At 63.6% G+C, this 25645-nt stretch carries 29 protein-coding genes; 14 read left to right on the forward strand and 15 right to left on the reverse strand.

The genetic code is table 11. The features are described from left to right. Positions 1-125: 125 nt before the first annotated feature. The gene (choX, locus tag BLX41_RS03180) at positions 126-1043 is read right to left on the reverse strand and encodes a choline ABC transporter substrate-binding protein (RefSeq protein ID WP_123723732.1); all 918 of its coding nucleotides are present in this window, start codon (positions 1041-1043) and stop codon (positions 126-128) included. 15 nt (positions 1044-1058) lie between these two features. After that, positions 1059-2573 carry a choline-sulfatase gene (betC, locus tag BLX41_RS03185; protein WP_123723733.1) on the reverse strand — a complete coding sequence of 505 codons (1515 nt, stop codon included), beginning with the start codon at positions 2571-2573 and terminating at the stop codon, positions 1059-1061. Between the two features lie 114 nt (positions 2574-2687). Here betC and BLX41_RS03190 point away from each other — a divergent pair, with 114 nt between their 5' ends. Then, a complete protein-coding gene (locus BLX41_RS03190; protein ID WP_123723734.1) occupies positions 2688-3638 on the forward strand; it encodes a choline sulfate utilization transcriptional regulator in 951 nt (316 codons plus the stop codon). Positions 3639-3865: 227 nt separating this feature from the next. Beyond that, positions 3866-4219: a DOPA 4,5-dioxygenase family protein gene (locus BLX41_RS03195; protein WP_123723735.1), complete on the forward strand. Its 354-nt coding sequence runs from the start codon at positions 3866-3868 to the stop codon at positions 4217-4219. A 3-nt stretch (positions 4220-4222) separates the two neighbouring features. Here the strand turns inward: BLX41_RS03195 and BLX41_RS03200 are convergent, their stop codons facing one another. The 5 genes from BLX41_RS03200 to trpB all read right to left on the reverse strand — a co-directional run bounded on the left by BLX41_RS03200 (position 4223) and on the right by trpB (position 9086). Further along, a complete protein-coding gene (locus BLX41_RS03200) occupies positions 4223-5623 on the reverse strand; it encodes a flavin monoamine oxidase family protein (protein WP_123723736.1) in 1401 nt (466 codons plus the stop codon). A 71-nt stretch (positions 5624-5694) separates the two neighbouring features. Next, entirely contained in the window at positions 5695-6381 is a 687-nt protein-coding gene (locus BLX41_RS03205) for a FadR/GntR family transcriptional regulator (RefSeq protein WP_123723737.1), read from the reverse strand. 110 nt (positions 6382-6491) lie between these two features. Next, positions 6492-6932: an anti-virulence regulator CigR family protein gene (locus tag BLX41_RS03210; protein ID WP_123723738.1), complete on the reverse strand. Its 441-nt coding sequence runs from the start codon at positions 6930-6932 to the stop codon at positions 6492-6494. Between the two features lie 121 nt (positions 6933-7053). After that, on the reverse strand, positions 7054-7866 hold the full coding sequence (gene trpA, locus BLX41_RS03215; protein ID WP_123723739.1) for a tryptophan synthase subunit alpha: 813 nt from the start codon (positions 7864-7866) through the stop codon (positions 7054-7056). Next, a complete protein-coding gene (gene trpB / locus BLX41_RS03220; RefSeq protein ID WP_102862457.1) occupies positions 7866-9086 on the reverse strand; it encodes a tryptophan synthase subunit beta in 1221 nt (406 codons plus the stop codon). The genes trpA and trpB overlap by 1 nt, the downstream gene beginning before the upstream one ends. A 130-nt stretch (positions 9087-9216) precedes the next feature. Between trpB and BLX41_RS03225 the strand changes: the two genes are divergently transcribed. Beyond that, entirely contained in the window at positions 9217-10110 is an 894-nt protein-coding gene (locus BLX41_RS03225; protein WP_123723740.1) for a LysR family transcriptional regulator, read from the forward strand. On the opposite strand, the gene BLX41_RS03230 is transcribed toward BLX41_RS03225, so the two are convergent. Further along, positions 10107-10433, reverse strand: a complete 327-nt coding sequence (locus BLX41_RS03230; protein ID WP_123723741.1) for an ElaB/YgaM/YqjD family protein — start codon at positions 10431-10433, stop codon at positions 10107-10109. The genes BLX41_RS03225 and BLX41_RS03230 overlap by 4 nt on opposite strands. Before the next feature lie 158 nt (positions 10434-10591). On the opposite strand from BLX41_RS03230, the gene BLX41_RS03235 reads away from it, so the two are divergent. Both BLX41_RS03235 and BLX41_RS03240 read left to right on the forward strand, forming a co-directional pair. Next, complete coding sequence (locus BLX41_RS03235) at positions 10592-10807, forward strand: dodecin (RefSeq protein ID WP_016965134.1); 216 nt, start codon at positions 10592-10594, stop codon at positions 10805-10807. A 134-nt stretch (positions 10808-10941) separates the two neighbouring features. Further along, positions 10942-11166, forward strand: coding sequence for a DUF1161 domain-containing protein (locus BLX41_RS03240; protein WP_011058430.1), 225 nt, complete (start codon positions 10942-10944; stop codon positions 11164-11166). 66 nt (positions 11167-11232) lie between these two features. Here the strand turns inward: BLX41_RS03240 and BLX41_RS03245 are convergent, their stop codons facing one another. Then, positions 11233-12234: an LLM class flavin-dependent oxidoreductase gene (locus BLX41_RS03245; RefSeq protein ID WP_102862461.1), complete on the reverse strand. Its 1002-nt coding sequence runs from the start codon at positions 12232-12234 to the stop codon at positions 11233-11235. Positions 12235-12473: 239 nt separating this feature from the next. Here BLX41_RS03245 and BLX41_RS03250 point away from each other — a divergent pair, with 239 nt between their 5' ends. Together BLX41_RS03250 and BLX41_RS03255 are read left to right on the forward strand one after the other, a co-directional pair. Next, positions 12474-12905 carry an OsmC family protein gene (locus BLX41_RS03250; RefSeq protein WP_123723742.1) on the forward strand — a complete coding sequence of 144 codons (432 nt, stop codon included), beginning with the start codon at positions 12474-12476 and terminating at the stop codon, positions 12903-12905. A gap of 151 nt (positions 12906-13056) precedes the next feature. After that, positions 13057-13290 carry a DUF1161 domain-containing protein gene (locus tag BLX41_RS03255; protein WP_123723743.1) on the forward strand — a complete coding sequence of 78 codons (234 nt, stop codon included), beginning with the start codon at positions 13057-13059 and terminating at the stop codon, positions 13288-13290. Between the two features lie 6 nt (positions 13291-13296). Here BLX41_RS03255 and BLX41_RS03260 read toward each other — a convergent pair whose 3' ends face one another. Both BLX41_RS03260 and BLX41_RS03265 read right to left on the reverse strand, forming a co-directional pair. Further along, complete coding sequence (locus tag BLX41_RS03260; RefSeq protein ID WP_123723744.1) at positions 13297-13716, reverse strand: PA0061/PA0062 family lipoprotein; 420 nt, start codon at positions 13714-13716, stop codon at positions 13297-13299. A 42-nt stretch (positions 13717-13758) separates the two neighbouring features. Beyond that, a complete protein-coding gene (locus BLX41_RS03265) occupies positions 13759-14172 on the reverse strand; it encodes a PA0061/PA0062 family lipoprotein (RefSeq protein WP_123723745.1) in 414 nt (137 codons plus the stop codon). Between the two features lie 59 nt (positions 14173-14231). Between BLX41_RS03265 and BLX41_RS03270 the strand changes: the two genes are divergently transcribed. After that, positions 14232-15419, forward strand: a complete 1188-nt coding sequence (locus BLX41_RS03270; protein ID WP_123723746.1) for an aminopeptidase — start codon at positions 14232-14234, stop codon at positions 15417-15419. Here BLX41_RS03270 and BLX41_RS03275 read toward each other — a convergent pair. Together BLX41_RS03275 and BLX41_RS03280 are read right to left on the reverse strand one after the other, a co-directional pair. Further along, positions 15349-15999 carry an HAD family hydrolase gene (locus BLX41_RS03275; protein ID WP_123723747.1) on the reverse strand — a complete coding sequence of 217 codons (651 nt, stop codon included), beginning with the start codon at positions 15997-15999 and terminating at the stop codon, positions 15349-15351. The two genes, BLX41_RS03270 and BLX41_RS03275, sit on opposite strands and share 71 nt — an antisense overlap. 27 nt (positions 16000-16026) lie before the next feature. Then, the gene (locus tag BLX41_RS03280; RefSeq protein ID WP_123723748.1) at positions 16027-16572 is read right to left on the reverse strand and encodes a gamma carbonic anhydrase family protein; all 546 of its coding nucleotides are present in this window, start codon (positions 16570-16572) and stop codon (positions 16027-16029) included. A gap of 75 nt (positions 16573-16647) precedes the next feature. On the opposite strand from BLX41_RS03280, the gene prlC reads away from it, so the two are divergent. Then, positions 16648-18726, forward strand: a complete 2079-nt coding sequence (gene prlC, locus BLX41_RS03285; protein WP_185073355.1) for an oligopeptidase A — start codon at positions 16648-16650, stop codon at positions 18724-18726. Next, entirely contained in the window at positions 18723-19001 is a 279-nt protein-coding gene (locus tag BLX41_RS03290) for a YheV family putative zinc ribbon protein (RefSeq protein ID WP_123723749.1), read from the forward strand. The genes prlC and BLX41_RS03290 overlap by 4 nt, the downstream gene beginning before the upstream one ends. 118 nt (positions 19002-19119) lie before the next feature. Here BLX41_RS03290 and BLX41_RS03295 read toward each other — a convergent pair whose 3' ends face one another. Then, positions 19120-19779, reverse strand: coding sequence for a phosphatase domain-containing protein (locus BLX41_RS03295; RefSeq protein WP_123723750.1), 660 nt, complete (start codon positions 19777-19779; stop codon positions 19120-19122). A 294-nt stretch (positions 19780-20073) separates the two neighbouring features. On the opposite strand from BLX41_RS03295, the gene BLX41_RS03300 reads away from it, so the two are divergent. The 3 genes from BLX41_RS03300 to BLX41_RS03310 are packed head-to-tail and all read left to right on the forward strand — an operon-like array spanning position 20074 to position 23930. Beyond that, positions 20074-20826: a gluconate 2-dehydrogenase subunit 3 family protein gene (locus BLX41_RS03300; protein ID WP_123723751.1), complete on the forward strand. Its 753-nt coding sequence runs from the start codon at positions 20074-20076 to the stop codon at positions 20824-20826. A 2-nt stretch (positions 20827-20828) separates the two neighbouring features. Further along, positions 20829-22613, forward strand: coding sequence for a GMC family oxidoreductase (locus BLX41_RS03305; protein ID WP_123723752.1), 1785 nt, complete (start codon positions 20829-20831; stop codon positions 22611-22613). A gap of 12 nt (positions 22614-22625) precedes the next feature. Continuing rightward, on the forward strand, positions 22626-23930 hold the full coding sequence (locus BLX41_RS03310; protein ID WP_123723753.1) for a c-type cytochrome: 1305 nt from the start codon (positions 22626-22628) through the stop codon (positions 23928-23930). 45 nt (positions 23931-23975) lie between these two features. Here BLX41_RS03310 and BLX41_RS03315 read toward each other — a convergent pair whose 3' ends face one another. After that, positions 23976-24332 (reverse strand): hypothetical protein, encoded by a 357-nt coding sequence (locus BLX41_RS03315; protein ID WP_123723754.1) that lies wholly within the window; start codon positions 24330-24332, stop codon positions 23976-23978. A gap of 198 nt (positions 24333-24530) precedes the next feature. Here BLX41_RS03315 and BLX41_RS03320 point away from each other — a divergent pair, with 198 nt between their 5' ends. After that, positions 24531-25589 carry a PA0069 family radical SAM protein gene (locus BLX41_RS03320; protein WP_123723755.1) on the forward strand — a complete coding sequence of 353 codons (1059 nt, stop codon included), beginning with the start codon at positions 24531-24533 and terminating at the stop codon, positions 25587-25589. Positions 25590-25645 lie beyond the last annotated feature (56 nt).

Here is a 25645-nt window from a genome sequence, read left to right on the forward strand (position 1 = left end):
TTACTCGCGGGTGGTTAGATTCAGGGGGGCCAGGGTAAAGCATTGTCCGGCCTTGGGCATGTGGCGAGGCCGGCCCCTCATCCCGTAGGAGCCGGCTTGCCGGCGAATGGCCGGTGCACCTCGGGCTACAACTTGCCCTTCACCGCCGCCAGGGCCTCTTTGTCATCGATGGTCCGGACCCCTTCCAGCCATTGCTCCAGCACCGCCGGATTGGCCTTGATCCAGGCCTTGGCGGCGTCGGCGTTGCTGACCTTCTTGTTCACCACCTCGGCCATGATGGCGTTCTCCATGTCCTGGGTGAACCGCAGATTGGCCAGGAGCTTGCCGACGTTCGGGCAGGCCTGTGCATAACCCTTGCGGGTCAGGGTGTAGACGCTGCCGCTGGCGCCGAAGTACTTCTCGCCCCCGGTCAGGTAATGCATTTTCAGCTGCACGTTCATCGGGTGCGGGGTCCAGCCGAGGAAGGTCACGAAGCGCTGTTTTTTCGTGGCCCGGGACACTTCGGCGAGCATCGCCTGCTCGCTGGATTCGATCAGCTTCCACTGGCCGAGGCTGAACTCGTTGTTCTTGATGATCTCCTGCAGCGACAGGTTCGCCGGAGCACCGGAGCCGATGCCGTAGATCTTCTTGTCAAACTGGTCGGCGAACTTGCTCAGGTCGGCAAAGTCATGCACCCCGGCGTCCCACACGTAGTCCGGAACCGCCAGGGTGAACTCGGTGCCTTCCAGGTTCTTCGCCAGCTGGATCACCTCGCCATTGGCCACGAACTTGTCGTAGAAGCCCTGCTGCGCCGGCATCCAGTTGCCCAGGAACACATCCACCTGGCCGTCCTTGAGGCCGCCGTAAGTGATCGGCACCGCCAGGGTGTCGATCTTGGCCTTGTAGCCCATGCCGTCCAGCAGAAAGCTGGCGATGGCGTTGGTGGCGGCGATATCGCTCCAGCCCGGATCGGCCATCTTCACGGTTTCGCACGAGTCGGCCCAGACGGTTGTGCTGCCCAGGGCCAGGAACCCGACTGCCAGCGCTGTGGATAACTTTTGCATGCTCTTCCCCTTGGATTATTGGTTTTGGCAGGGTTGTGGATAACGAGCCTTGCGCTCCAGATCGTCGAGGTCGATGTGGTTGCGCATGTATTGCGCACTGGCGTCTACCAGCGGCTGGTGATCCCAGCTCTTGCGCGTGCCCCGGCCCAGGGCGTCGGCCACCAGGCGGCGACGGCGCTGGCTGGCCAGGACCTGTTGGTGAAGGGTCGGGATGTCCCACTTGGCCCGGGCTTCGGCGAGGAAAGCGCTGAACAGTGCTCGATGCTCGGCCGACTGGCTGAGGTCGCGGTGTTCCTGGGTGTCGTTGGCTACATCGAAGAGTAGGCAGGGGTCGTCTTCGCTGTAGATGAATTTGTAGGCGCCCCGACGAATCATCATCAGCGGGCTGATGGTGCCTTCGGCCATGTATTCGCCGAACACCTCATCGTGGCCGCCCTGCCCCAGCAGATGGGGAACCAGCGAGCGGCCGTCCAGGGGCAGGTCCGCCTCCACCCGGCCGCCGGCCAGTTCCACCAGGGTCGGCAGCAGGTCGGCGGTGGAGACTGCCGCGCTGACTCGCCCGGCGGCGAACTGCCCCGGTGCGCAGATCAACAGCGGCACCCGGGCGGCCATTTCGAACCAGTGCATTTTGTACCAGAGGCCGCGCTCCCCGAGCATGTCGCCGTGGTCGCCGGAAAACACGATCAGGGTGTCGTCCGCCAACCCGGTGTCTTCAAGGGTCTGCAGCAGTTTGCCGACGTTGCTGTCGATGTAGCTGCAGGCGCCGAAGTAGGCCCGCCGCGCGTCGCGGATCTTATCCACAGGCAGGGGCTTGTCCCACAGGTCGTAGACCTTGAGCAGGCGCTGGGAATGAGGGTCCAGTTCGCTTTGCGGTGGGGTCTGGGGCAGTGGGATCTCGTCGTCGCGGTACAGGTCCCAGAAGGCCTTGGGAATGGTGTAGGGATCGTGGGGGTGGGTCATGGACACCGTCAGGCAGAACGGCTGGTCGCCGTCCTCGCGGACATGGTCGAACAGGTACTGCTGGGCCTTGAACACCACCTCTTCATCGAAATCCAGCTGGTTGGTGCGCACGCAGGGCCCGGCCTGCAGCACCGAGGACATGTTGTGGTACCAGCTGGGACGCACTTGGGGCTCATCCCAGTTCACTGCCCAGCCGTAGTCGGCGGGGTAGATATCGGTGGTCAGGCGCTCTTCATAACCGTGCAACTGATCCGGGCCGCAGAAGTGCATCTTGCCCGACAGCGCGGTGCGGTAGCCCAGGCGCCGCAGGTAGTGGGCGTAGGTGGGCACGTCGGCGGGAAAGTCCGCAGCGTTGTCATAGGCGCCGATCCTGCTCGGCAACTGCCCGCTGACCAGGGTAAAGCGCGACGGTGCGCACAGGGGGCTGTTGCAGTAGGCGGCATCGAATACCACGCCCTGGGCAGCCAGACGGCTGAGGTGCGGCAGCTTGATCGGCGATGAACCGTAGAACGGCAGCAAGGGCGCGGCCATCTGGTCGGCCATGATGAAAAGAATGTTCTTGCGCTTCATGGATTCGCGGCATTCCATAGTCGATGGTTATGCGAAAGTGCTGCGATTGAGCATGGATTCCATGTCTTTGGCGGTAAAGCCCATGCACGGCAATGACTAGGATAAGCACAGCTTATGTATGAAGCCCTTGGCGACTTGTCCCTGGACCTGCTCCGGGTGTTTGAAGCAGCGGCCCGTTTGCGCAGCTTCACCGCTGCAGCGGTGGAACTGGGTACGACCCAGCCGGCCATCAGCCAGCAGATCAAACGGTTGGAGGAGCGGTTGAACGTGCGCCTGTTCGACCGGATCTACCGCGGTATCGAACTGACCGAATCCGGCGCCTTGCTACTGGAACAGGTGCAGGTCGGCTTGCAGAGCATCGATGCCGGCCTCAGTGCCCTCAGCCAGCAGCATCAGCACGAGGTGCTGCAGGTGGCCACGGACTTCGCCTTCGCTGCCTATTGGCTGATGCCGCGCCTGCATCGCTTTCATCAGGCCAACCCCCAGGTGGACGTCAGCCTGGTGACCAGTGAACGCAGCCACAGCATGCTGCGCAGCGATATCGACGTGGCGGTGCTGTTCGGCGATGGGCGTTTCAAGCACGGCGAAAGTCGCTGGCTGTTCAGCGAGGAAGTGTTTCCGGTGTGCAGCCCGCTGCTGCTCAAGGAGCGCGCCGCGCCCTTGTCTGTGCATTGCCTGCCGGAGTTGCCACTGCTGCACCTGCGGGGCGAGAACAGCAGCCACTGGTTCGACTGGAGCGGGGTGTTTCGCGAGCTGGGCCTGGCCAGCGCCCCGGCCCCCGGGCAATTGCGTTTCGACAACTACACCCTGCTGATCCAGGCGGCCATCGGCGGCCAGGGCGTGGCCATCGGCTGGCGTCACCTGGTGGACAACCTGCTGGAGCAGGGTCTGCTGTGTCGGCCCATCGCCGAGACCCTGATCTCCCGCTACGGCTACTACGTGGTGCTGCCCCAGCGTAAGCGCCGTGGCCCGTTGATCCAGCGTTTCGTCGACTGGCTGATGAACGAGCAGGCCGGCAGCGCCCAGTCCCTCAAGGGGCTGACGTTGCCGTCCATTGCCCTGTAGGCGGCGCCTTTAAACCGCTTGAGGAGGGCCCGGCCAGCCCGGCACCAGGATCTTGAACAGGGCGTGGGCGATGCAATGCACTGGGCGCTGGAGGTGGTGGCGACCCTGCAAGCCGAACCGTAGGGGCCGCCAGCAGCCTGACTCATGGCACCATGGCGCATGCACAGCGGCTGGTACGGCCACTGCGCCGCCGGCCTGGGCCAGGACAATTTCATGAGGATTTCGACATGCAACGGATCAAGGGCTATCACGCCCATGTCTATTTCGACGCCAGTACCATCGATCAGGCCCGGGCCTTGTGCGAGCAGGCGGCACAATTGTTCCCGCTGAAAATGGGCCGGGTTCACGAGCGGCCGGTGGGGCCGCATCCGGACTGGAGTTGCCAGCTGGCGTTCAAGCCGGCGCTGTTCGCCGAGCTGCTGCCCTGGCTGATGCTCAATCGCCAGGGCCTGGTGGTGCTGGTCCACCCGATCACCGGCAGCGACCTGCGCGATCATCGCGATTACCCGATATGGATGGGGGCGACCCGGCCGCTGGATCTCTCGGATCTCAGCGACGGACCTGTGGACTACCAGCTCTAGGCTTCAGCCCAGGGCTTGCAGCACCTCCTCGGCGGCCCGCTCACCGGCACGCACCGCACCCTCGAGGTAGCCGCACCAAACTTCGGACGTTTCACAGCCAGCCCAGTGCAGGCTCCCCACGGCGGGCCGCAGGTGCTGGCCATAGCGGCTGAGCACTTGCGGCTTGAGGGCGGTGACGCAGCCGGCACTCCAGGGGTCGCGCGACCAGTCCTGCTCGACATAACCCAGCGGCTGCCGCGCCGTCTCGCCAAACAGGGCCACCAGCTCTTCCAGTACCCGGGCGCGGCGTTGCTGCGGCTGGTCCCGCAGAACCTGCGGGTCGATGAACGCCAGCAGCACCCCGCCCCGGGCCGGATCACAAGTGCTGTCGAAGGTCACCTGGACCAGGCCCCGGTCATTGCTGCTGGCGCCGCTGAGGCCAGCGTCGCGCCAGAACGGCCGTGAATAGTGCAGGTGCACTTTCATGCCGCTGTAGCCGCTCCAGTTTTCCTGCAGCGCCTGGCGCCCCGCCGGCAGCGGCGGCGAGAACTCGATCTGGCGGATATCGGCCGGCATCATCGCCACTATGACGCGGCGGGCATGGATCAGGCCCTGGCTGCAGCACAGGAGCTGCGACTGGTCATCGCGGGTGACGATGCGCTGTACCGGGCAATCCAGCCGCAGACGGCCGTCCAACTGCTCGGCCAGGCGCAGGGACAGCGCCTGGGCACCGCCCTGCAACCGATATTGCTGGGCCTGTTCGTCCAGGGCTTCGAAGCCGCCGGCAGAGGCCAGGTAGAACAGCAGCCAGAGCAACGAGACGTTCCCCGGCTCGGTGCTCAGGGTGGTGCCGATGGTGCGGGCGACGGCTTCCCGTGCGGCTTCGCTCAAGCCTTCGCGGTCCATCCAAGCTTCGACGCTCAGGGCATCCAGCGCCACGGCGTGGGGCGCCAGCCAGGGCGCGCTGCCGGGCACGTGGGCCGCCATGGCTTCCAGGCGTCGTTGCACGTCCTGACGCTCGCGCCGTGCTTGGGCGTCGTCCCGCGGGCCGTCGCCCAGGACCACCGGATCGCCTTCGTCGTATTGCTCCAGCAGCGGGATATCCAACTTCCGGGCCAGCTCCAGCACCCGGCATTGGCTGCCGCCTATCCACTGGCCGCCGCCATCCACCCACAGGTTGTCGCCGAGGGCCTGGTTCCAGGTACGCCCGCCAACCCGGTCGCGGGCCTCCAGGACCAGCACCCGCAGGCCCGCGTCCTGCAAGGCTCGGGCGGCCACCAGTCCGGACAGGCCGGCGCCGACCACGGCCACGTCGACTTCCGCCAGCCATGGGCCGCCCAGGACACCGGCAGCGCCAGGCTGGTCGTGATGGTCAGCCAGCAGCGGCCGAGGAAAACCCACAGGATTCATCAGTTGATAGCGCATGCTGCCTCCGCTTGGTAACCAAGTTGATACGAACAAAAAAAGACCGCATTCAGCGGTCGGGGGTCAAGGGTTCAGCCTCGGGAAGTGCGTACCGAAGCCAGGTAATAGGGCAAGGGGTCCTGCCGGCTCGACAACTGCCTGGCCAGGGTCAGGTAGAACCAGCGCACGGTCTGGGGCTCGCCTTCCTCCGGTTGGGCCTTGTCGCTCCAGCGTTGCCAGAGGGCCATTTCCATTTGCAGGATGCGATTCTTCCCGGCTGCGGTAACGGCCTGCCAGAAGCGCTGGCTCAATTGTTCAGCCTGTTGCGGGTCCAGGTCATCGGGATAGGCTTCCACCAACTGCAGCAGGCGTTGGCGCTGCTGGTCGCTGGCATGGCGCGCGGCGGCCTCCAGCAGCCCGGTGGCATACAGCTCCTGATATTCGGCCAGATCCTGCAGCAGGCCGCGGGCGGCGTCCGATTGCAGCTTGTCGGCATGACGCAGCAGCAGTTCCAATACCCGGGCGTCGGCCTTGGTCGGATCGCAAACTTTGCTCGCGCCGCCCTGGCGGACCTCCACCAGGCCCAGGTCCTTGAGCTTGTGCACCGCCTGGCGCACGGTGATCCGCGAAACCCCGTAGCGCTCGGCCAACAGGCGTTCGGCAGGCAGGGCTTCGCCCGGGGCCAACAGGCCGTCGAAGATTTCCACGAACAGGCCTTGCAGTGCGGCATCGCTGGCGTGTTCGGCAGTTGGGGGCGGAGTGTCGTCGAGAGTGTTCATGGGTGGAAAATCTACTTGGTTACCAAGTTAAGTCAAGGTCATGCTCAAGAATTTTTCCACGCGGTGTCGGTGCCGGTGGGGCTTGAAGGGCCCCCGGGCCCCGCGAGGCTTCAGTAGAGCACGCCGTCGAGGATCTCGTAGACGATGCCGGTGCCTACAGCGATCAGGACGATATCCCCGCCCATGCGGCGCCATTCATAGCCGTGGTACACCGGCAGGCGTGACAAGGCACGGGGGTCCAGGCGTTCGCCGTAGTAGCCGCGTGGCAATGGCTGCCCGCGGACCAGGCGTATCCCCGGTGGCGGTGGCGCACCGCGTACGAAGTAGCCGTGGTTGTCACGGATGGTCTGGCGCACCGGGCCGAAATCCCGGGGCGGGCCGCCACGGTGGTCGTCCCCCGGGCCGCGATGTACATTGCCGCGGTTGTCCCAATGCCCCTGTTGCGGGCCGCCGCGGTCACCACCGCGCTCGTCGGCCATGACCTGCAGCAAGGGGCTGGCGCTGAGCATCAGCAGGACCGCACCGGCCATCAGACGTTTGGGCGTTTTCATCAGGTATTCCTCGGGGCACACACAGCAAAAAAGGGTTCGTAACCTGGATCACGAACCCCCGGATCTTGCTGTTTAGTCTGTGTCTCGAGGCGCTAATTCCTCTGTATCAGGAACTTTACCCTCAGCTGACGCGGGCCTTACGTACCCCTTCGGAAAGGGCCGCGCACAGGCTCAGGACGCCATCCACCGCCTGCTCGGAAGACTCGGCATTGGCGATGTGGTCGATCAGCGCCGAGCCCACGACCACGCCGTCTGCCAGACGGGCGATGGCGGCGGCCTGCTCCGGGGTGCGGATGCCGAAACCGATGCTGATGGGCAGGTCGGTGTGGCGACGCAGGCGGGCCACGGCCTCTTCCACATGTTCCAGGGTGGCGGCGCCGGCCCCGGTCACCCCGGCCACCGAGACGTAGTAGACAAAGCCTGAGCTGCCGTCGAGCACCTTCGGCAGGCGCGCGTCGTCGGTGGTCGGGGTGGTCAGGCGGATGAAGTCGATACCGGCGGCCTGGGCCGGGTCGCACAGCTCGCTGTTATGTTCCGGCGGCATGTCCACCACGATCAGGCCATCCACACCGGCTGCCTTGGCGTCGGCGATGAAGCGCGGCACGCCGTAGTGGTGGATCGGATTGAAGTAGCCCATCAGCACCAGCGGCGTGTCGCTGTTGCCTTCGCGGAACTCGCGGACCATCTGCAGGGTTTTCGCCAGGTTTTGCTTGGCCCCCAGGGCGCGGATGTTGGCCAGTTGGATCGCCGGGCCGTCGGCCATCGGATCGGTGAAGGGCATGCCCAGTTCGATCACGTCGGCACCCGCCGCGGGCAGGCCCTTGAGGATCGCCAGGGAAGTGTCGTAGTTCGGGTCGCCGGCGGTGACGAAGGTCACCAGGGCGGCGCGGTTCTGTTGTTTCAGCTCGGCAAAACGGGTTTGCAGGCGGCTCATCAGTGTTTCTCCTGCTGGGACTGTTGCATGTGGTGCATGACGGTCTGCATGTCTTTGTCGCCACGGCCCGAGAGGTTGACCACCATCAGATGATCCTTGGGCAGGGTTGGCGCGCGCTTGAAGACTTCGGCCAGGGCGTGGGCGCTTTCCAGGGCCGGGATGATGCCCTCCAGGCGGCAGCACTGGTGGAATGCGGCCAGGGCTTCGTCGTCGGTCACCGAGGTGTATTCGACGCGGCCGATGTCGTGCAACCAGGCGTGTTCCGGGCCGATGCCGGGGTAGTCGAGGCCGGCGGAAATCGAGTGGGCGTCGATGATCTGGCCGTCGTCGTCCTGCAGCAGGAAGGTGCGGTTGCCGTGCAGCACGCCCGGTACGCCGCCGTTCAGGCTGGCGGCGTGCTTGCCGGTCTCGATGCCGTAGCCGGCGGCTTCAACGCCAATGATCTGCACGCTTTTGTCGTCGAGGAACGGGTGGAACAGGCCCATGGCGTTGGAGCCGCCGCCGATGCACGCTACCAGGCTGTCCGGCAGGCGGCCTTCCTGGGCTTGCATCTGCTCGCGGGTTTCCTTGCCGATCACGGCCTGGAAGTCGCGGACCATGGCCGGGTACGGGTGCGGGCCGGCCACGGTGCCGATCAGGTAGAAGGTGCTGTCGACGTTGGTCACCCAGTCACGCAGGGCTTCGTTCATCGCGTCTTTCAGGGTGCCGGTGCCGGCCACGACCGGGATCACTTCGGCGCCCAGCAGCTTCATGCGGAACACGTTGGCCTGCTGGCGCTCGATGTCGGTGGTGCCCATGTAGATCACGCAATCCAGGCCAAAACGCGCGGCCACGGTGGCGGTGGCCACGCCGTGCATGCCGGCGCCGGTCTCGGCGATGATGCGTTTCTTGCCCATGCGCCGGGCCAGGAGGATCTGGCCGATGCAGTTGTTGATCTTGTGCGCGCCGGTGTGGTTCAGCTCTTCGCGCTTGAGGTAGATCTTGGCGCCGCCGCAGTGTTCGGTCAGGCGTTCGGCGAAGTACAGCGGGCTTGGACGGCCGACGTAGTCGCGCTGGAAGTAGGCCAGCTCCTTGAGAAATTCGGGATCTTCCTTGGCCTTTTCGTATTCACGGGCCAGGTCGAGGATCAGCGGCATCAGGGTTTCTGCCACATAACGGCCGCCGAACGCGCCAAACAGGCCGTTGTCGTCAGGACCATTACGCAATTGGGACTGGGTCATTGGAGCGCTCCCGGGGAAGTGGGTGGAATGACAGATTCGTGGAAGGACAATGGAGCCCACTCTACCCCTGACACTGGACCCTGAAAACCGATAAGATCGCCGCAACCTGTCAGGAAAACTCACCTATTCCATGAGCCGCGACCTGCCCCCCCTGAATGCTCTGCGAGCCTTCGAAGCCACTGCCCGGTTCAACAGCGTCAGCCAGGCTGCCGAACAACTGCACGTGACCCACGGCGCGGTCAGCCGGCAGTTGAAGGTGCTGGAAGAGCACCTGGGCCTGAGCCTTTTCGTCAAGGATGGCCGTGGCATTAAACTCACAGATGCCGGGGTTCGCCTGCGGGACGCCAGCAGCGAGGCCTTCGAGCGTCTGCGGGACGTCTGTGGCGAATTGACCCGGGGCAGTGCCGATGCGCCCTTCGTGCTCGGCTGCTCCGGCAGCCTGCTGGCGCGCTGGCTGATTCCGCGCCTGGGGCGCCTGAACGCCGATTTGCCGGACCTGCGCCTGCACCTTTCCGCCGGTGAAGGCGACCTGGACCCCCGGCGCCCGGGGCTGGATGCCTTGCTGGTGTTTGCCGAGCCCCCCTGGCCGGCGGACATGCAGGTCTATGAGCTGGCCAGCGAACGTATCGGGCCGGTGCTCAGCCCGCGCTATGCCGGTTACTCGCGCTTGCGCGAAGCGCCGGCGGCGGCCCTGGCGGCAGAATCGTTGCTGCACACCACCTCGCGCCCCCAGGCCTGGCCCAGTTGGGCACGGCACAACGGCATCAGCGCCGAGGGGCTGAAGTACGGGCAGGGTTTCGAGCACTTGTATTACTTGCTGGAAGCGGCAGTGGCCGGGCTGGGCGTGGCAATCGCTCCAGAGCCGCTGGTGGCTGAAGACTTGCTGGCGGGCAGGCTGGTTGCCCCGTGGGGGTTTTCCGACACCCCGGGGCAACTGGCGCTGTGGTTACCCAAGCGCGCCGCCGATGGGCGCGCCCGGCAATTGGCGCAGTGGTTGAAAAACGAACTGCGCCAGGCGCTTTAGTTGCCGCGCTTGCACAGCAGGTAGGCGGCCAGCAAGCCAATGGCACCCACCGCCACACCCGCAGTGGTCCAGGGATGTTCCTGGGCGTAGTCGCGGGTGGCGATCCCGGTCTCACGGGTTTTCACTTTGACTTCTTCATAGGCATCGCTGAGCAGGCTGCGCGAGTGCTTCAGCGCGCTCTCGGCGTTGCCCTTGAGGGCCTTGAGGGTCTTGCGCGATTCGTCAGTCGCATCGTCCTTGAGGCTTTCCAGGGGTTTGAGCAGGCTTTCGATCTCGGCTTCCATACTTTCCAGTGAGGCTTTGCGTAACGAGGTGTTGGCCATGTCGGCTCTCCTGCAGGGTGATGAATAGGCTGTGTAGGTTCCGACTGCGGCCTGTTGGGAAAGTGCAGAAAATCTGAACTTACCCTTTGGCATTGGCGCCCCAAGTAATAAGAAAAATCACTGCTAGGCTGTATTTCACAGCTAAAAAGGAGAGCGCCATGACTGATCATCACACCTACAAGAAAGTCGAATTGGTGGGTTCGTCGCCGAACAGCATCGAAGAGGCAATCAACAACGCGCTGGCCGAGGCGCACAAGAGCATCAAGCACCTGGAGTGGTTCGAAGTGACCGAAACCCGGGGTCATATCAAGGACGGTAAAGCGGCGCATTTCCAGGTCACCCTCAAGGTAGGTTTCCGGATTGCCAATAGTTGAACGCTTGGGCTAGGCTCAGGAACTTGTGCGCTGGCCGAGTGCCATAGGAAGTGGCAAAGCGCTACAACTGTCTTGAGCCTCTGTCAGGCTGGCTTCAACGCCGCCTCTTTTGATCCGACCAGGGAATGTGACCGATGAAAAAACTAGTATTAGCTGCTGCTTTGTTGAGTCTTGCGGGAACAGCCCTTGCCGCCGGCAAGCCGTGCGAAGAGCTGAAAAGCGAGATCGCCGCGAAGATCGATGCCAATGGCGCCACCCATTATTCGCTGGAAGTGGTTGACAAAGGCGCGGCGGCTGACGGCAAAGTGGTTGGCTCCTGCGAAGCCGGCACCAAGGAGATTGTCTACAAGCGCGGTTGAGCCTTTGTAGAAGCCCATTGAAAAGCCGACGCATCAGCGTCGGCTTTTTTGTGCCCGAAAGCAGCCTTAGCCCTTCATCACCTGGGCCAGCAACTCATAGGAGTGCAGGCGATCGGCGTGTTCGTACAGGTCGCAGGTAAAGATCAGTTCGTCGGCGCCGGTCTGCTCGATCAGCACCTCAAGCTTGGCGCGGATCTTCGCCGGGCTGCCGATCATCGCCAACCCCAGGAAACTCGACACCGCCTCCTTCTCATGGGGCAGCCACAGACCGTCCATGCTGTTGACCGGCTTGCGCTGGACCAGGCTCTGGCCGCGCATCAGGGCGAGAATCCGCTGGTACACCGAGGTGGCCAGGTAATCCGCGTGTTCATCGGTATCCGCGGCTACCAGAGGCACGCCCAGCATCACGTAAGGCTTGTCGAGCACCGCGGAAGGCTTGAAGTGATTGCGATAGACACGAATCGCCTCATGCATGTAGCGCGGTGCGAAATGCGAGGCGAAGGCGTAAGGCAAACCCCGTTCCCCTGCCAATTGCGCACTGAACAGGCTGGAGCCCAGCAGCCACACCGGTACGTTGGTGCCGGTGCCCGGCACCGCGATCACCCGTTGTTCCGGAGTCCGCGGGCCGAGGTAGGCCATCAGTTCCGCCACGTCCTCGGGGAAGTCGTCGGCGCTGCCGGAGCGTTCCCGACGCAGGGCGCGGGCGGTCATCTGGTCGGAGCCCGGGGCGCGGCCCAGGCCCAGGTCAATGCGTCCCGGATACAGGCTTTCCAGGGTGCCGAACTGTTCGGCGATCACCAGCGGTGCGTGGTTGGGCAGCATGACCCCGCCGGAGCCGACGCGAATGCTCGATGTCCCGCCGGCCAGATAACCCAGCAACACCGAGGTGGCGGAGCTGGCGATTCCGTCCATGTTGTGGTGTTCGGCGACCCAGAAGCGGGTGTAGCCGAACTTTTCCACGTGCTGCGCCAGGTCCAGGGAATTGCGCAGGGATTGCGCCGGGCTGCCGTCTTCACGGACGGGCACCAGGTCGAGGGTCGAGAATTTAACAGCGGACAGCGGTTTCATAGGCCTGCTTCTCCATAGGGGTGCAGGCCTTTGTCATGAGCCAAAACCTGCCGAAATCTGTAAGTCAGACTCATGCAATGTGGGCATATACCCGAGTTTCAATAGTCAGAGTGAATTTGTCGGGTAAATAGACGTCGTGCACACCGGCTGAACTTTGCCGTCGGATCTATCCTCAGAACCCTTAGGCAACAGAAACAAGCGCGGTGCGACCCTTCGCACCGGTTCTTGAGGAGAAAGAGATGAGTATCAAAAAGAAAGCCTCGGCTCATTGGGAAGGTGATCTGAAAACCGGCATCGGCTCGATCTCGACCGAAACCGGGGTATTGCGTGAGGCGCCCTATGGCTTCAAGGCGCGTTTTGAAGGCGGTAAGGGCACCAATCCGGAAGAGTTGATCGGCGCGGCCCATGCGGGCTGCTTCTCCATGGCGTTTTCGATGATTCTCGGTGATGCCGGGCTCAAGGCGGACAGCATCGACACCCAGGCAGAAGTGACCCTGGACCAGGTGGATGGCGGCTTCGCCATCACGGCGGTGCACTTGATCCTCAAGGCGAAGATCCCCGGTGCCAGCCAGCAGCAGTTCGAGGAGCTGAGCAACAAGGCCAAGGAAGGTTGCCCGGTGTCCAAGGTGCTCAACGCCAAGATCAGCCTGGAAGCGACGCTGCTGGGTTGATCGTTGCGCCGGCAAGCCGGCTCCTGCACCGGTTTGTAGGAGCCGGCTTGCCGGCGAATGCGTCTGTGCGGCGGACAAGAACCTGTGGTCGAATACGCGACTGCGGCTTCAGCGCACGCTCGTGCGCGCCGTAGCAAGGGAGCTTGAGATCATGAAACGTTTTGCCTTGGCGGTTGTTTGTTGTGCGCTGGTCACATCGGCCTTCGCCGCCCCCAAGCCCTGCGAGGAACTCAAGGCCGAGATCGAAGCCAAGATCCAGGCCCAGGGCGTTGCCTCCTACACGCTGGAAATCGTCACCAATGACGAGGTCCACGACAACAACATGGTGGTCGGCAGCTGTGAGAACGGCACGAAGAAGATCATCTATCAGAAGAACGATCGCTGAGCCCCATCAGGGCACGCAGTTGACCATGCGCTCCTCGGCGACGATCTCGCGCCTGGCGTTGTACAGCCGGGCGCTGGGGGTGAACGCCAGGTTGCGCGCCTCCAGGCGATAGCGCTGGCCGGCTGCAAAATGGTCGTAGCGCAGGCTCAGGTAGCACAGTCGTTCCTGGGGATCGGTGGTCATGCCCATGCCGCCGCCGAACACTTCGAAGTCGAAACGCACCATCAACTCGTGGCTGCCGGGGCTGACCTGGAAGAAGCGACCGTCCTGCAGGCGCTGGTTGTCCAGGCGCTCGGCCATGACCAGCTTGCCCCCCGGCGTCGGCGTAGCCAGATCGATCCAGGCCAGTTGCGGATCGACGCTGGGCAGGGGCGTGCTGCAGGCACTGAGGGTGGCAAGGGCAAAGATCAGCAGAAGTGGGCGCATGACGGAGGCCGAATAAGCGAAAGGCCCTCAGCATAACGCCGATCAACTGCGCTGGCAGCCCGCCGGCTGGGCTTTGCCCAACAGGGTGTGCTGCTCATCGTAGAGCCTGGCCCAGGGATGGAAGCCGATGTTGCCGGCCTGGACGCGATAGCGCTGACCGGCGCTGAAATCGGTGAATTTCACATTCAGCTGGCAATCGCGCCATAGCGGCTCGGCATCGGGGCCGATATTGCCCGGCAGCACCGCGAACCGGTAGCGCAGGGTCAGTTCATGGCTGCCGGGCGGCACCTGGAAATAGCGCGGGTCGAGGTTGGCTTTGTCGTCCACCTCCACAGCTTGCAAGTGGCTGTCCTGGGGCGGAGTGAGGTCGATCCAGGCTTGCGCCGGGTCGGGGGCGGGCAGTCCGGCGCAGCCGGCGAGGGACAAGAGTCCGGTGGTCAGCAGCAACACACGCATGGCGAAACTCCAGGCTGGCGAGATAGTCTTGCGGGCAGACTCTCTGTGGATGATTCGAATTGAATAGGCCGCGTTCAAGCCATGGGTTACTTGATCCTCTTTTGCGCCTTTTGTTTCCGGCCCTGACGCTTTTGCTGCTCAACGGTTGCAGCAGCGCTGCGTATTACAGCCAGTTGGCCAGTGGCCAGATGCAGCTGTTGCGGGCTCGCACCCCGGTGGCCCAAGTGGTCGCCGACCCCACGCGCGACCCGACCCTGCGGGCCCATCTGGCCCAGGCGCAACGGGCCCGTACCTTTGCCAGCCAGCATCTGCACCTGCCGGATAACAACAGCTACCGGCTGTACGTCGATATCGGCCGGCCCTATGTGGTGTGGAACGTGTTCGCTACCCCGGAGTTTTCCCTGAGCCCGCAAACCCATTGCTTCCCCATTGCCGGTTGCGTGGCCTACCGCGGCTATTACAGCCAGGGCGCCGCTCGGGGTGAGGCGGCGTTGCAGCAGCAAAAAGGCATGGACGTGGCGATCGGCGGTGTGGAGGCCTATTCGACCCTGGGCTGGTTCGATGACCCGATCATCAGCTCGATGATGCATTGGGGCGATGAGCGCCTGGCGACCCTGATCTTCCATGAGCTGGCGCACCAGCGCTTCTACGTGAAGGACGACACCGAGTTCAATGAGTCCTTCGCCACCTTCGTCGAGCAGGAAGGCACCCGACAGTGGCGGGCCTATCGTGGGCTGCCGCCCCAGGACAACGCCGATGTTCGTCAACGGGATCAGTTCATCCAGCTGTTGCTGGAGGCTCGCAAACGCCTGGAGCAGTTGTATGCCCAATCCTTGTCCGCCGAGCAGATGCGCCAGCGCAAGGCCCAGGAGTTCGAGGTACTGCGCCGGGATTATCGGCAGTTGCGGGACCGCGAGTGGGCCGGCTCCCAGCGCTACGATGCCTGGATCAACGCACCGTTGAACAACGCCCGGCTACTGCCCTTCGGTCTGTACGATCAATGGGTGCCGGCGTTTGCCGCGCTGTTCAAGGAGGTCAATGGCGACTGGCCGGCGTTCTTCCTGGCAGTGGAAAAGCTGGGGCGCCTGCCGGCCGAACAGCGCAAGGCTGATTTGCTAAGGCTGCAGAGCGCCTACTCCGGACCTGCAGGCGCCGGCTTGCCGGTGAACAGCGGTTCTAAGGCCGTAAAAACGCCTGATGCAGCTCGGCCAGCGTCTCAAAGTGATAGGCCGGAGCTTCTGCGCTGAGCTCCTCACGGCTGCCGAATCCATAACCCACCGCCGCCGCATCCAGGCCGTTGCGCTTGGCGCCGATCAGGTCGTGCTTGCGATCGCCGATCATCAGGGTACTGGCCGGGTCCAGCCGTTCCTGCTCCAGCAAATGGGCGATCAACTGCACTTTGTCGGTGCGGGTGCCGTCCAGTTCGCTGCCGTAGATCACTTTGAAGTGGCGGGCGAAGTCGAAGTGGCGGGCGATTTCCCGGGCGAACACCCAGGGCTTGGAGGTGGCGATGTACAGCTGGCGCCCTTGCCCGCCAAGGGTTTCCAGCAGCGGCGCGACCCCGTCGAAGACCCGGTTCTCATACAGGCCGGTGACCTTGAAGCGTTCGCGATAGAAGTTCACCGCCTCCCAGGCCCGGGCTTCGTCGAAACCGTAGAACTGCATGAAGGCCTGCAACAGCGGCGGGCCGATGAAGTGCTCGAGCTTGGTCAGGTCCGGCTCGTCGATCCCCAGCTTGCCCAGGGCGAACTGGATCGAGCGGGTAATGCCCTCGCGGGGATCGGTCAGGGTGCCGTCGAGGTCGAACAGGACGGTTTGGTAATGCATGGCAATTCCTCGGCAGTCAGTAGCAGATCAGGGACGGTCGTAGCCTTCGGCCAGGTGCAGGTCCTTGAGTTTCACGTAGTTGGCGGCGCTGTAGGTGAAGAAGGCGCGCTCCTTGTCGGTCAGCGGGCGCGCCTGCTTCACCGGGCTGCCGACGTAGAGGAAGCCGCTTTCCAGGCGCTTGCCCGGCGGTACCAGGCTGCCGGCGCCGACGATGACATCGTCCTCCACCACCGCGCCGTCCATGACGATGCTGCCCATGCCGATCAGCACCCGGCTGCCGATGCTGCAACCGTGGAGCATGACTTTGTGGGCGATGGTCACGTCATCGCCGATCAGCAGCGGAAAACCCTCGGGGTTGAAGGGACCGGCGTGGGTGATGTGCAGCACGCTGGCGTCCTGCACGCTGGTGCGCGCGCCGATGCGGATGCGGTGCATGTCGCCGCGGATCACGGTCAGGGGCCAGACCGAGCTGTCGGCACCGATCTCGACGTCGCCGATGACCACGGCCGAGTGGTCGACAAAGGCCCGTTCGCCCAGGTTCGGGGTGTGGTTCTGGTAGCTGCGAATGGCCAAGTGCGAATGCCTCTCTGAGATTTATTAATGGGGGCTATAGCTGCGGTGGCTGTCGATTGTAATTAAGATGGCTCAATGTTTCTTCCAGCCAAGGTGCCCACCGTGAGTGTGAACAACCCTCTTCTGCAGCCCTACGACCTGCCGCCGTTCTCGGCGATCCGCGCCGAGCATGTGCAACCTGCCATCGAACAGATCCTGGCTGACAACCGCGCCGCCATCGCTGAGATCCTCAAGACCCAGGCTACCCAGCCCACCTGGGCTGGCCTGGTACTGGCCATGGACGAACTCAATGATCGTCTGGGCGCCGCCTGGAGCCCGGTCAGCCACCTCAACGCGGTGTGCAACAGCGCCGAACTGCGTGAAGCCTACGAGGCCTGCCTGCCGGCTCTGAGCGCCTACTCCACGGAAATGGGCCAGAACCGCGAGCTGTTCCAGGCCTTCGACGCTCTGGCCAAGAGCCCGGAAGCTGCCGGTTTCGATGTGGCGCAGAAGACCATTCTCGAACACTCCCTGCGAGACTTCCGCCTGTCGGGCATCGACCTGCCGCCGGAGCAGCAGCAGCGCTACGCGCAAGTGCAGAGCAAGCTGTCGGAGCTGGCCAGCCGTTTCTCCAACCAGTTGCTGGACGCCACCCAGGCCTGGACCAAGCACATCACCGACGTAGCGGCCCTGGCCGGCCTGACCGACTCGGCCAAGGCGCAGATGGCCGCCGCGGCCCAGGCCAAAGGCCTGGATGGCTGGCTGATCACCCTGGAATTCCCCAGCTACTACGCGGTGATGACCTACGCCCAGGACCGCGCCCTGCGCGAAGAAGTCTATGCCGCCTACTGCACCCGAGCGTCGGACCAAGGTCCTAATGCCGGTCAGAACGATAACGGCCCGGTGATGGAAGAGATCCTCGACCTGCGTCAGGAACTGGCCAAGCTCCTGGGTTTTGCCAGTTTCTCCGAGCTGAGCCTGGCCACCAAGATGGCCGAATCCAGCGATCAGGTGCTGAGTTTCCTGCGGGACCTGGCCAAGCGCAGCAAGCCGTTTGCCGCCCAGGACCTGGAGCAGCTGCGGGCTTATGCCGCCGAACAGGGCTGCGCTGACCTGCAAAGCTGGGACAGTGGCTTCTATGGCGAGAAGCTGCGGGAACAACGTTACAGCGTGTCCCAGGAAGCCCTGCGGGCCTACTTCCCCATCGACAAGGTACTCGGCGGCCTGTTCGCCATTGTCCAGCGCCTGTACGGCATCGAGATTGCCGAGCAGCAAGGCTTCGACAGCTGGCATCCGGATGTACGGCTGTTCGAAATCAAGGAAAACGGCCAGCACGTTGGCCGCTTCTTCTTCGACCTCTATGCCCGCTCCAACAAGCGTGGCGGTGCCTGGATGGACGGTGCCCGCGATCGTCGCCGCACCGTTGACGGTGTGTTGCAGAGCCCGGTGGCCAACCTGGTGTGCAACTTCACCCCGGCCGACAGCGGCAAGCCTGCGCTCTTGACCCACGACGAAGTCACCACCCTGTTCCACGAGTTCGGTCACGGCCTGCACCACCTGCTGACCCGGGTAGAGCATGCCGGTGTATCCGGGATCAACGGTGTGGCCTGGGACGCGGTGGAACTGCCGAGCCAGTTCATGGAGAACTGGTGCTGGGAGCCGGAAGGCCTGGCACTGATCTCCGGTCACTACGAGACGGGCGAACCCCTGCCCCAGGACCTGCTGCAGAAGATGCTGGCAGCGAAGAACTTCCAGTCCGGGCTGATGATGGTGCGCCAGCTGGAGTTCTCCCTGTTCGACTTCGAACTGCACGCCACCCACGGCGACGGCCGCAGCGTGCTGCAAGTGCTGGAAACCGTGCGCGACGAGGTTTCGGTGATGCGTCCGCCGACCTACAACCGCTTTCCCAACAGCTTTGCCCACATCTTCGCCGGCGGTTATGCCGCGGGTTACTACAGCTACAAGTGGGCGGAAGTGCTGTCGGCCGATGCCTTCTCCAAGTTCGAGGAAGACGGTGTGCTCAACCCGGCCACCGGACGGGCGTTCCGCGAGGCGATCCTGGCCCGTGGCGGTTCCCAGGAGCCGATGGTGCTGTTCGTCGATTTCCGCGGACGGGCGCCGTCGATTGACGCACTCTTGCGCCACAGCGGCCTCAGCGAGGACGCGGCAGCATGAGTGACGCCCCCGTGAAGACCAAGAAACGCTTTATCGCCGGGGCGGTGTGCCCGGCGTGCAGTGAGCAAGACAAGCTGATGATGTGGAGTGAGGACGACGTGCCCCATCGCGAGTGCGTGGCCTGTGGCTACTCCGACACCCTCAACGAGCAGGGTCTGTCGGTGCCCAAGGAACTCGGGACCCGGGTCAACAGCCTCGCGCCGAAGGCAGCCGATACCAAGGTGCAATCGGTGCAGTTCTTCCCCAACCCCAAGCTGAAGAAAAAGACCGACTGACCCGCAAGAAAAAGCCGGCTCCCCTGTAGGAGCCGGCTTGCCGGCGAAGCGATTCGCCCCCCTTCTTTCGATCCCTGCGCTTTCGCGAGCAAGCTCGCTCCTACACAGGCTGTTGTGCTCAGTGGCTCAGCGGTTTGCTGACCCCCACCGTCTCGAACCAGCTCTTCACCGAACAGGTGGCGAACACGCTGGTGCTGCAATCGCCGTTGGCCTGCGCAGTGCGCAGTTTGTCGACATCGGCCTGCATCATGTAGCGAATGCCGTCCTTGAAGTGGGAACTGTCGCCAAAACCGCCCTGGGTCATCTCATTCAGCGCTTCCTCTTTGCTCCAGCCCTGGACCACCACTCGATACATGGCCGACATCAGGCCGGTGCGGTCCGAGCCATGTTTGCAGTGCATCAGCACCGGGCCTTGGGCTTCGGCGCTCTGGATCGCGCGCAGGGCCTTGAGCACGTCGGCGTCGTCCACATGGTTGGTGCGGTAAGGCAACTGCACTTGATGGATGCCGGGGGTGGACAGCCAACTGGCGTCAGACTCCGGCAGGAAGTTGATCACGGTCCCCACCTTGAGTTGTTCCAACAGCTGCACGGCGTCTTTGTCCGGCAGGGCGCTGCGGTACAGGGTCGGTGACATCTGGTACAGGTTGTACTGTTTCTCCACGGGCTGGGCCCATTGCCCCGGGCGGTTGGCGAGGGCATCGGCGGCCTGCGTCCGTGGCCCGGCCAGCAGCGCCAGCAACGACAGACAGAGTGCAGAAATGAAGCGGGTTCTCGACATGTGCGGGGGTCACTGATGGGGGGGACAATGCCCGGCAGTGTCGTGTCCGTCCGGTCAAAGCCCCGTGAGCCGGCTGTCAAAGAAACGTGAAGCTGATACGTGATTTTCCGTCGCGTCTGATCTTTTTTTCGCCTGAAACGATTTATCCGAATGCTTAGCCTGCTACCATTTGTAACCAAATTTTGCTGATGTGTTGATAAAAACCGGGTCTTGCCCGGCTTTGCGCGTTGCCAAAACACAAAGTCGCGCCATGACGCGGCTGACCATTCCATCAATGCCTGATGAGGTGCACCCATGTCTGATCAAGATCGAGACAACCCGCGGCGTGAGTTTTTGCGTAAATCCTTGACCTTGATCCCTGTGGTCACTGTCGCCAGTACCGGCCTGGGCAGTTCCATGCTGGCGGCCGCACCCGAGACTGCCGCCCCTGCCAGGCCGGTGGCGTCGGGCAAGCTGCCCAGCGACAGCCAGAACTATGAGCCCAGTTACTTCAGCGCCGAAGAGTGGGCCTTCATCAAGGCGGCGGTGGAACGCCTGATCCCGGCGGACGAAATGGGGCCAGGTGCCCTGGAAGCCGGGGTGCCGGAGTACATCGACCGACAAATGAACACGCCCTACGCCACCGGCGCCCTGTGGTACATGCAAGGCCCATTCAAGGCCGACGCCGCGCCGGAGATGGGTTGGCAGAGCAAGCTGGTGCCCAAGGAGATCTATCGCCTGGGCATTGCCGCTGTGGATGCATGGTGCAAAGACCTCAAAGGTCATGTTTTTGCTGCGCAAGACAGCGCTACCCGAGACGCTTTGCTCAAGCAGCTGGAGGCTGGAATCCCGCAGTTCGATGCGCTCCCGGCCAAGCTTTTCTTCAATCTGCTGCTGCAAAACACCAAGGAAGGCTTCTTCAGCGATCCGATCCACGGTGGCAATAAGGGCCTGGTGGGCTGGACCCTGATCGGCTTTCCCGGCGCTCGCGCCGATTTCATGGATTGGGTGGAACGCAACGAGCAATACCCCTTCCCGGCAGTATCGATTCGCGGCGAGAGGGCTTGAGCATGGCAACAGTGATGAAGAAGGTCGACGCAGTGATCGTTGGTTTTGGCTGGACCGGCGCGATCATGGCCAAGGAGCTGACCGAAGCCGGGCTTAATGTGCTGGCGCTGGAGCGCGGGCCGATGCAGGACACCTACCCGGACGGCAGTTATCCCCAGGTGATCGACGAGCTCACCTACAGCGTGCGCAAGAAACTCTTCCAGGACATTTCCAAAGAGACGGTGACCATCCGCCACAGCGTCAACGACGTGGCCCTGCCCAACCGTCAACTTGGCGCCTTCCTGCCGGGCAATGGCGTGGGCGGCGCCGGCCTGCACTGGTCCGGCGTGCACTTTCGGGTCGACCCCATCGAGCTGCGCATGCGCAGCCACTACGAAGAACGTTACGGCAAGAACTTCATCCCCAAGGACATGACCATCCAGGACTTCGGCGTCAGCTATGAAGAGCTGGAGCCGTTCTTCGACTATGCGGAAAAGGTCTTCGGCACTTCGGGCCAGGCCTGGACCGTAAAGGGCCAATTGGTGGGCGACGGCAAGGGCGGCAACCCTTATGCACCGGATCGCTCGGACCACTTCCCCCTGGAGTCGCAGAAGAACACCTATTCCGCACAGCTGTTTCAGAAAGCCGCCAATGAAGTGGGCTACAAGCCTTACAACCTGCCGTCGGCCAATACCTCGGGGCCTTATACCAACCCCTACGGCGCACAGATGGGGCCGTGCAATTTCTGCGGTTTCTGCAGTGGCTATGTCTGCTACATGTATTCCAAGGCCTCGCCCAACGTGAACATTCTGCCGGCCCTCAAGCCGCTGCCGAACTTCGAGTTGCGTGCCAATTCCCACGTGCTCAAGGTCAATCTCGACAGCAGCAAGACCCTCGCCACCGGCGTGACCTATGTCGACGGCCAGGGCCGGGAGATCGAGCAGCCGGCGGATCTGGTGATCCTCGGCGCCTTCCAGTTCCACAACGTGCGCCTGATGCTGCTGTCGGGCATTGGCAAGCCCTACGACCCGATCACCGGCGAAGGCGTGGTGGGCAAGAACTTCGCCTACCAGAACATGGCTACCATCAAGGCCTACTTCGACAAGGACGTGCACACCAACAACTTCATCGGCGCCGGCGGCAACGGTGTGGCGGTGGACGACTTCAACGCCGACAACTTCGACCACGGCCCCCATGGTTTCGTCGGTGGTTCGCCGTTCTGGGTCAACCAGGCCGGCAGCCGGCCCATCGCCGGGACTTCCAACCCGCCGGGCACCCCGACCTGGGGCAGCGCCTGGAAGAAGGCCACCGCCGATTACTACACCCATCAGGTATCCATGGACGCTCACGGAGCGCATCAGTCTTACCGTGGCAACTACCTGGATCTGGACCCGGTGTACCGCGATGCCTACGGCTTGCCTCTGCTGCGGATGACGTTCGACTGGCAGGAAAACGACATCAAGATGAACCGTTTCATGGTCGAGAAGATGGGCAAGATCGCCGAGGCGATGAACCCCAAGGCCATTGCCTTGCTGGGCAAGAAGGTCGGTGAGCACTTCAACACCGCGTCCTACCAGACCACCCACTTGAACGGTGGCGCGATCATGGGGGTTGATCCGAAAACCAGCGCCCTGAACCGCTATCTGCAGAGCTGGGACGTGCACAACGTCTTCGTTCCCGGGGCTTCGGCCTTTCCTCAGGGCCTGGGCTACAACCCTACCGGCCTGGTGGCGGCGCTGACCTACTGGTCGGCCCGGGCGATCCGCGAGCAGTACCTGAAAAAACCCGGCCCGCTGGTTCAGGCATAAGGAGCGATGACCATGAAAGCACTCGTTATCGCCACCCTGGCGCTGCTGGGCAGCGCCTCTGTCAACGCCGCCGAAGTGGATCAGCAGGCCCTGGTGCAACAGGGCGAATACCTGGCCCGTGCCGGTGACTGCGTGGCCTGCCACACTGCCAAGGACGGCAAGCCGTTCGCCGGCGGGCTACCGATGGAGACCCCCATCGGGGTGATCTATTCCACCAATATCACCCCCGACAAGACCGGCATCGGCGACTACAGCTTCGAGGACTTCGACCAGGCCGTGCGCCATGGCGTGGCCAAGAACGGCAGCACCCTGTACCCGGCCATGCCCTTCCCGTCCTATGCCCGGGTCAGCGACGCCGACATGCAGGCGCTGTACGCCTACTTCATGAAAGGTGTGGCGCCAGTGGTCCGGGACAATCAGGACAGCGACATTCCCTGGCCCCTGAGCATGCGCTGGCCGTTGTCGATCTGGCGCTGGATGTTCGCCCCAAGTGTGGAGACCCCGGCGCTCGCGACCGGCAGCGATCCGGTGATCAGCCGCGGTGCCTATCTGGTGGAGGGCCTGGGCCACTGCGGCGCCTGCCATACGCCGCGGGCCCTGACCATGCAGGAGCAGGCCCTGAGCGCCAGTGACGGCAGCGCCTTCCTGTCCGGCAGCGCACCGTTGGAGGGCTGGATCGCCAAGAGCCTGCGCGGTGACCACAAGGATGGCCTGGGCAGCTGGAGCGAAGAGCAGCTGGTGCAGTTCCTCAAGACCGGCCGCAGTGATCGCAGTGCGGTGTTTGGCGGCATGAGCGATGTGGTGGTGCACAGCATGCAGTACATGAGCGAGGCCGACCTGACGGCGATCGCCCGCTACCTCAAGTCCCTGCCGGCCAATGATCCCCAGGACCAGCCGCAGCCGTACGACAAGCAGGTGGCCGAGGCCCTGTGGAAAGGTGACGACAGCCAGCCGGGCGCGGCGGTGTACATCGACAACTGCGCAGCCTGCCACCGCACCGACGGCCAGGGTTATACCCGGGTATTCCCGGCGCTGGCGAGCAATCCGGTGCTGCAATCGGCGGATGCCACTTCGCTGATCCACATCGTGCTCAAGGGCGGCACCTTGCCGGCCACCCACAGCGCGCCTTCGACCTTCACCATGCCGCCCTTCGCCTGGCGCCTGTCGGACCAGGAGGTGGCCGATGTGGTCAACTTCATTCGTGGCAGCTGGGGCAACCAGGCTTCGGCGGTGAAGCCCGGGGATGTGGCGGCGCTGCGCAATGGCGACCTGCAGAGCACCTCCAATGACGACCTGGGGCAGGTCACCAGCCACTAGCCCCAAGGCCGGCGCTCGCTGCGGGCGCCGGCCCGGGGTGGCTGTTCAGCCCAGGGTGAAGCGCTGGATGCCCAAGCGGCTTTCCAGCTGATAGCCGGCGATGCAGTCCGCCAGCCCGGCGTTCATCAGGTCTTCCCAGCTTGCGGGGAGCAGGCCGATGCCATCGTGGTGGGAGCTCCAGCGCACCTCGGCGAACTTCGGGTCCGCTTCATCGAAGGGGTGCTGACCGCTCACCGCGGCCTTTTCGATGTCCTGGGTGCACAGGTCGAACTCGCAGGCCAGGCCCCAGAGCTGGCCATCGGGTGCCCTGACGATGATCAGGTCGGCGCCTTGTTCGTAGCTCGGGAGGTAGGCATCCGCTGCGTAGAAGATCTTTTCCAGCCTGCCAGGTGTCCTGGACATGTTTGCACTCCTGTTCTTTGAGCCTGCCTTATACCCCAACGCTACAAACCTGTAGGAGCCGGCTTGCCGGCGAAGGTGCGGTACGGCCGGCGTCGCGCTGGGGAGCATTCACTGGCGGGGGTGGGTTTCGGTCCGGCGGTGCTGGTCAGATAAATCCGACTCCATTACTGTATGTTAATACAGTAATGGAGCGCTCCCATGTTCACCCCCCTGCCTCCCCGTGGTCGCGGTACCGCGAGCAATCCGCACAACCGTTTTGCGCCCAATCGTTCGGTGGCCGAGGACGACGGCTGGTACCAGGAGGTGCCGCTGACCCAGGGCACCGAGGTGCGTTTTGAAACGGCGAAATCCATCATTACCCGCAACAGTTCGCCGGACCTGCCCTTCGATCGCTCGATCAACCCCTATCGCGGTTGTGAGCACGGCTGCATCTATTGCTACGCGCGGCCCAGCCATGCCTATTGGGATATGTCTCCCGGGCTGGATTTTGAAACCAAGCTGATCGCCAAGAGCAACACCGCAGCGCTGCTGGAGCAGCAACTGTCCAAGCCCGGCTATCGTTGCGCACCGATCAACCTGGGGTCCAATACCGACCCCTACCAGCCCATCGAGCGCGAGCAGCAACTGACCCGACGCACCCTGGAAGTGCTGCTGCGCTATCGGCACCCGGTGACCATCGTCACCAAGGGCTCGCTGATCCTGCGGGACCTGGACCTGCTGGTCGAGCTGGCCCGGCAGCGGCTGGTGGCGGTGATGATCAGCCTGACCACCCTGGACGATGAGTTGAAGCGCATTCTCGAACCCCGGGCGGCGGCGCCCAAGGCGCGTTTGCGGGCGATCCGGGTGATGCGCGCAGCGGGCATCCCGGTGGGGGTGCTGTGCTCGCCGATGATCCCGATGATCAACGACAGCGAACTGGAAAGCCTGCTCAGTGAGGCCCATGCCGCCGGGGCACAAAGCGCGGCCTACATGATGCTGCGGTTGCCCCTGGAAGTGGCGCCGCTGTTCGAGGAGTGGCTGGCGGCCCATTACCCGCAGCGGGCCGCCCATGTGCTCAGCCTGATCCGCCAGAGCCGTGGTGGTGAGCTCTACGACAGCCGTTTCGGCAGCCGCATGCGCGGTGAAGGGCCCTTCGCCGACCTGTTGGCCCAGCGTTTCGCCAAGGCGCTCAAGCGCCTGGGGCTCGACCGGCGCGAGGGCTTCGATCTTGATTGCTCGGCCTTCTGTCCGCCGGGGGGGCAGATGTCGTTGCTGTGAGAAGCATTGGCCTATGGTTGACTAGCGGACGTTGCTGACGGAGGTCCGCTGGTCAT

Origin of the sequence: Pseudomonas protegens (assembly GCF_003732485.1) — a bacterium.
GTDB lineage: Bacteria > Pseudomonadota > Gammaproteobacteria > Pseudomonadales > Pseudomonadaceae > Aquipseudomonas > Aquipseudomonas protegens_B.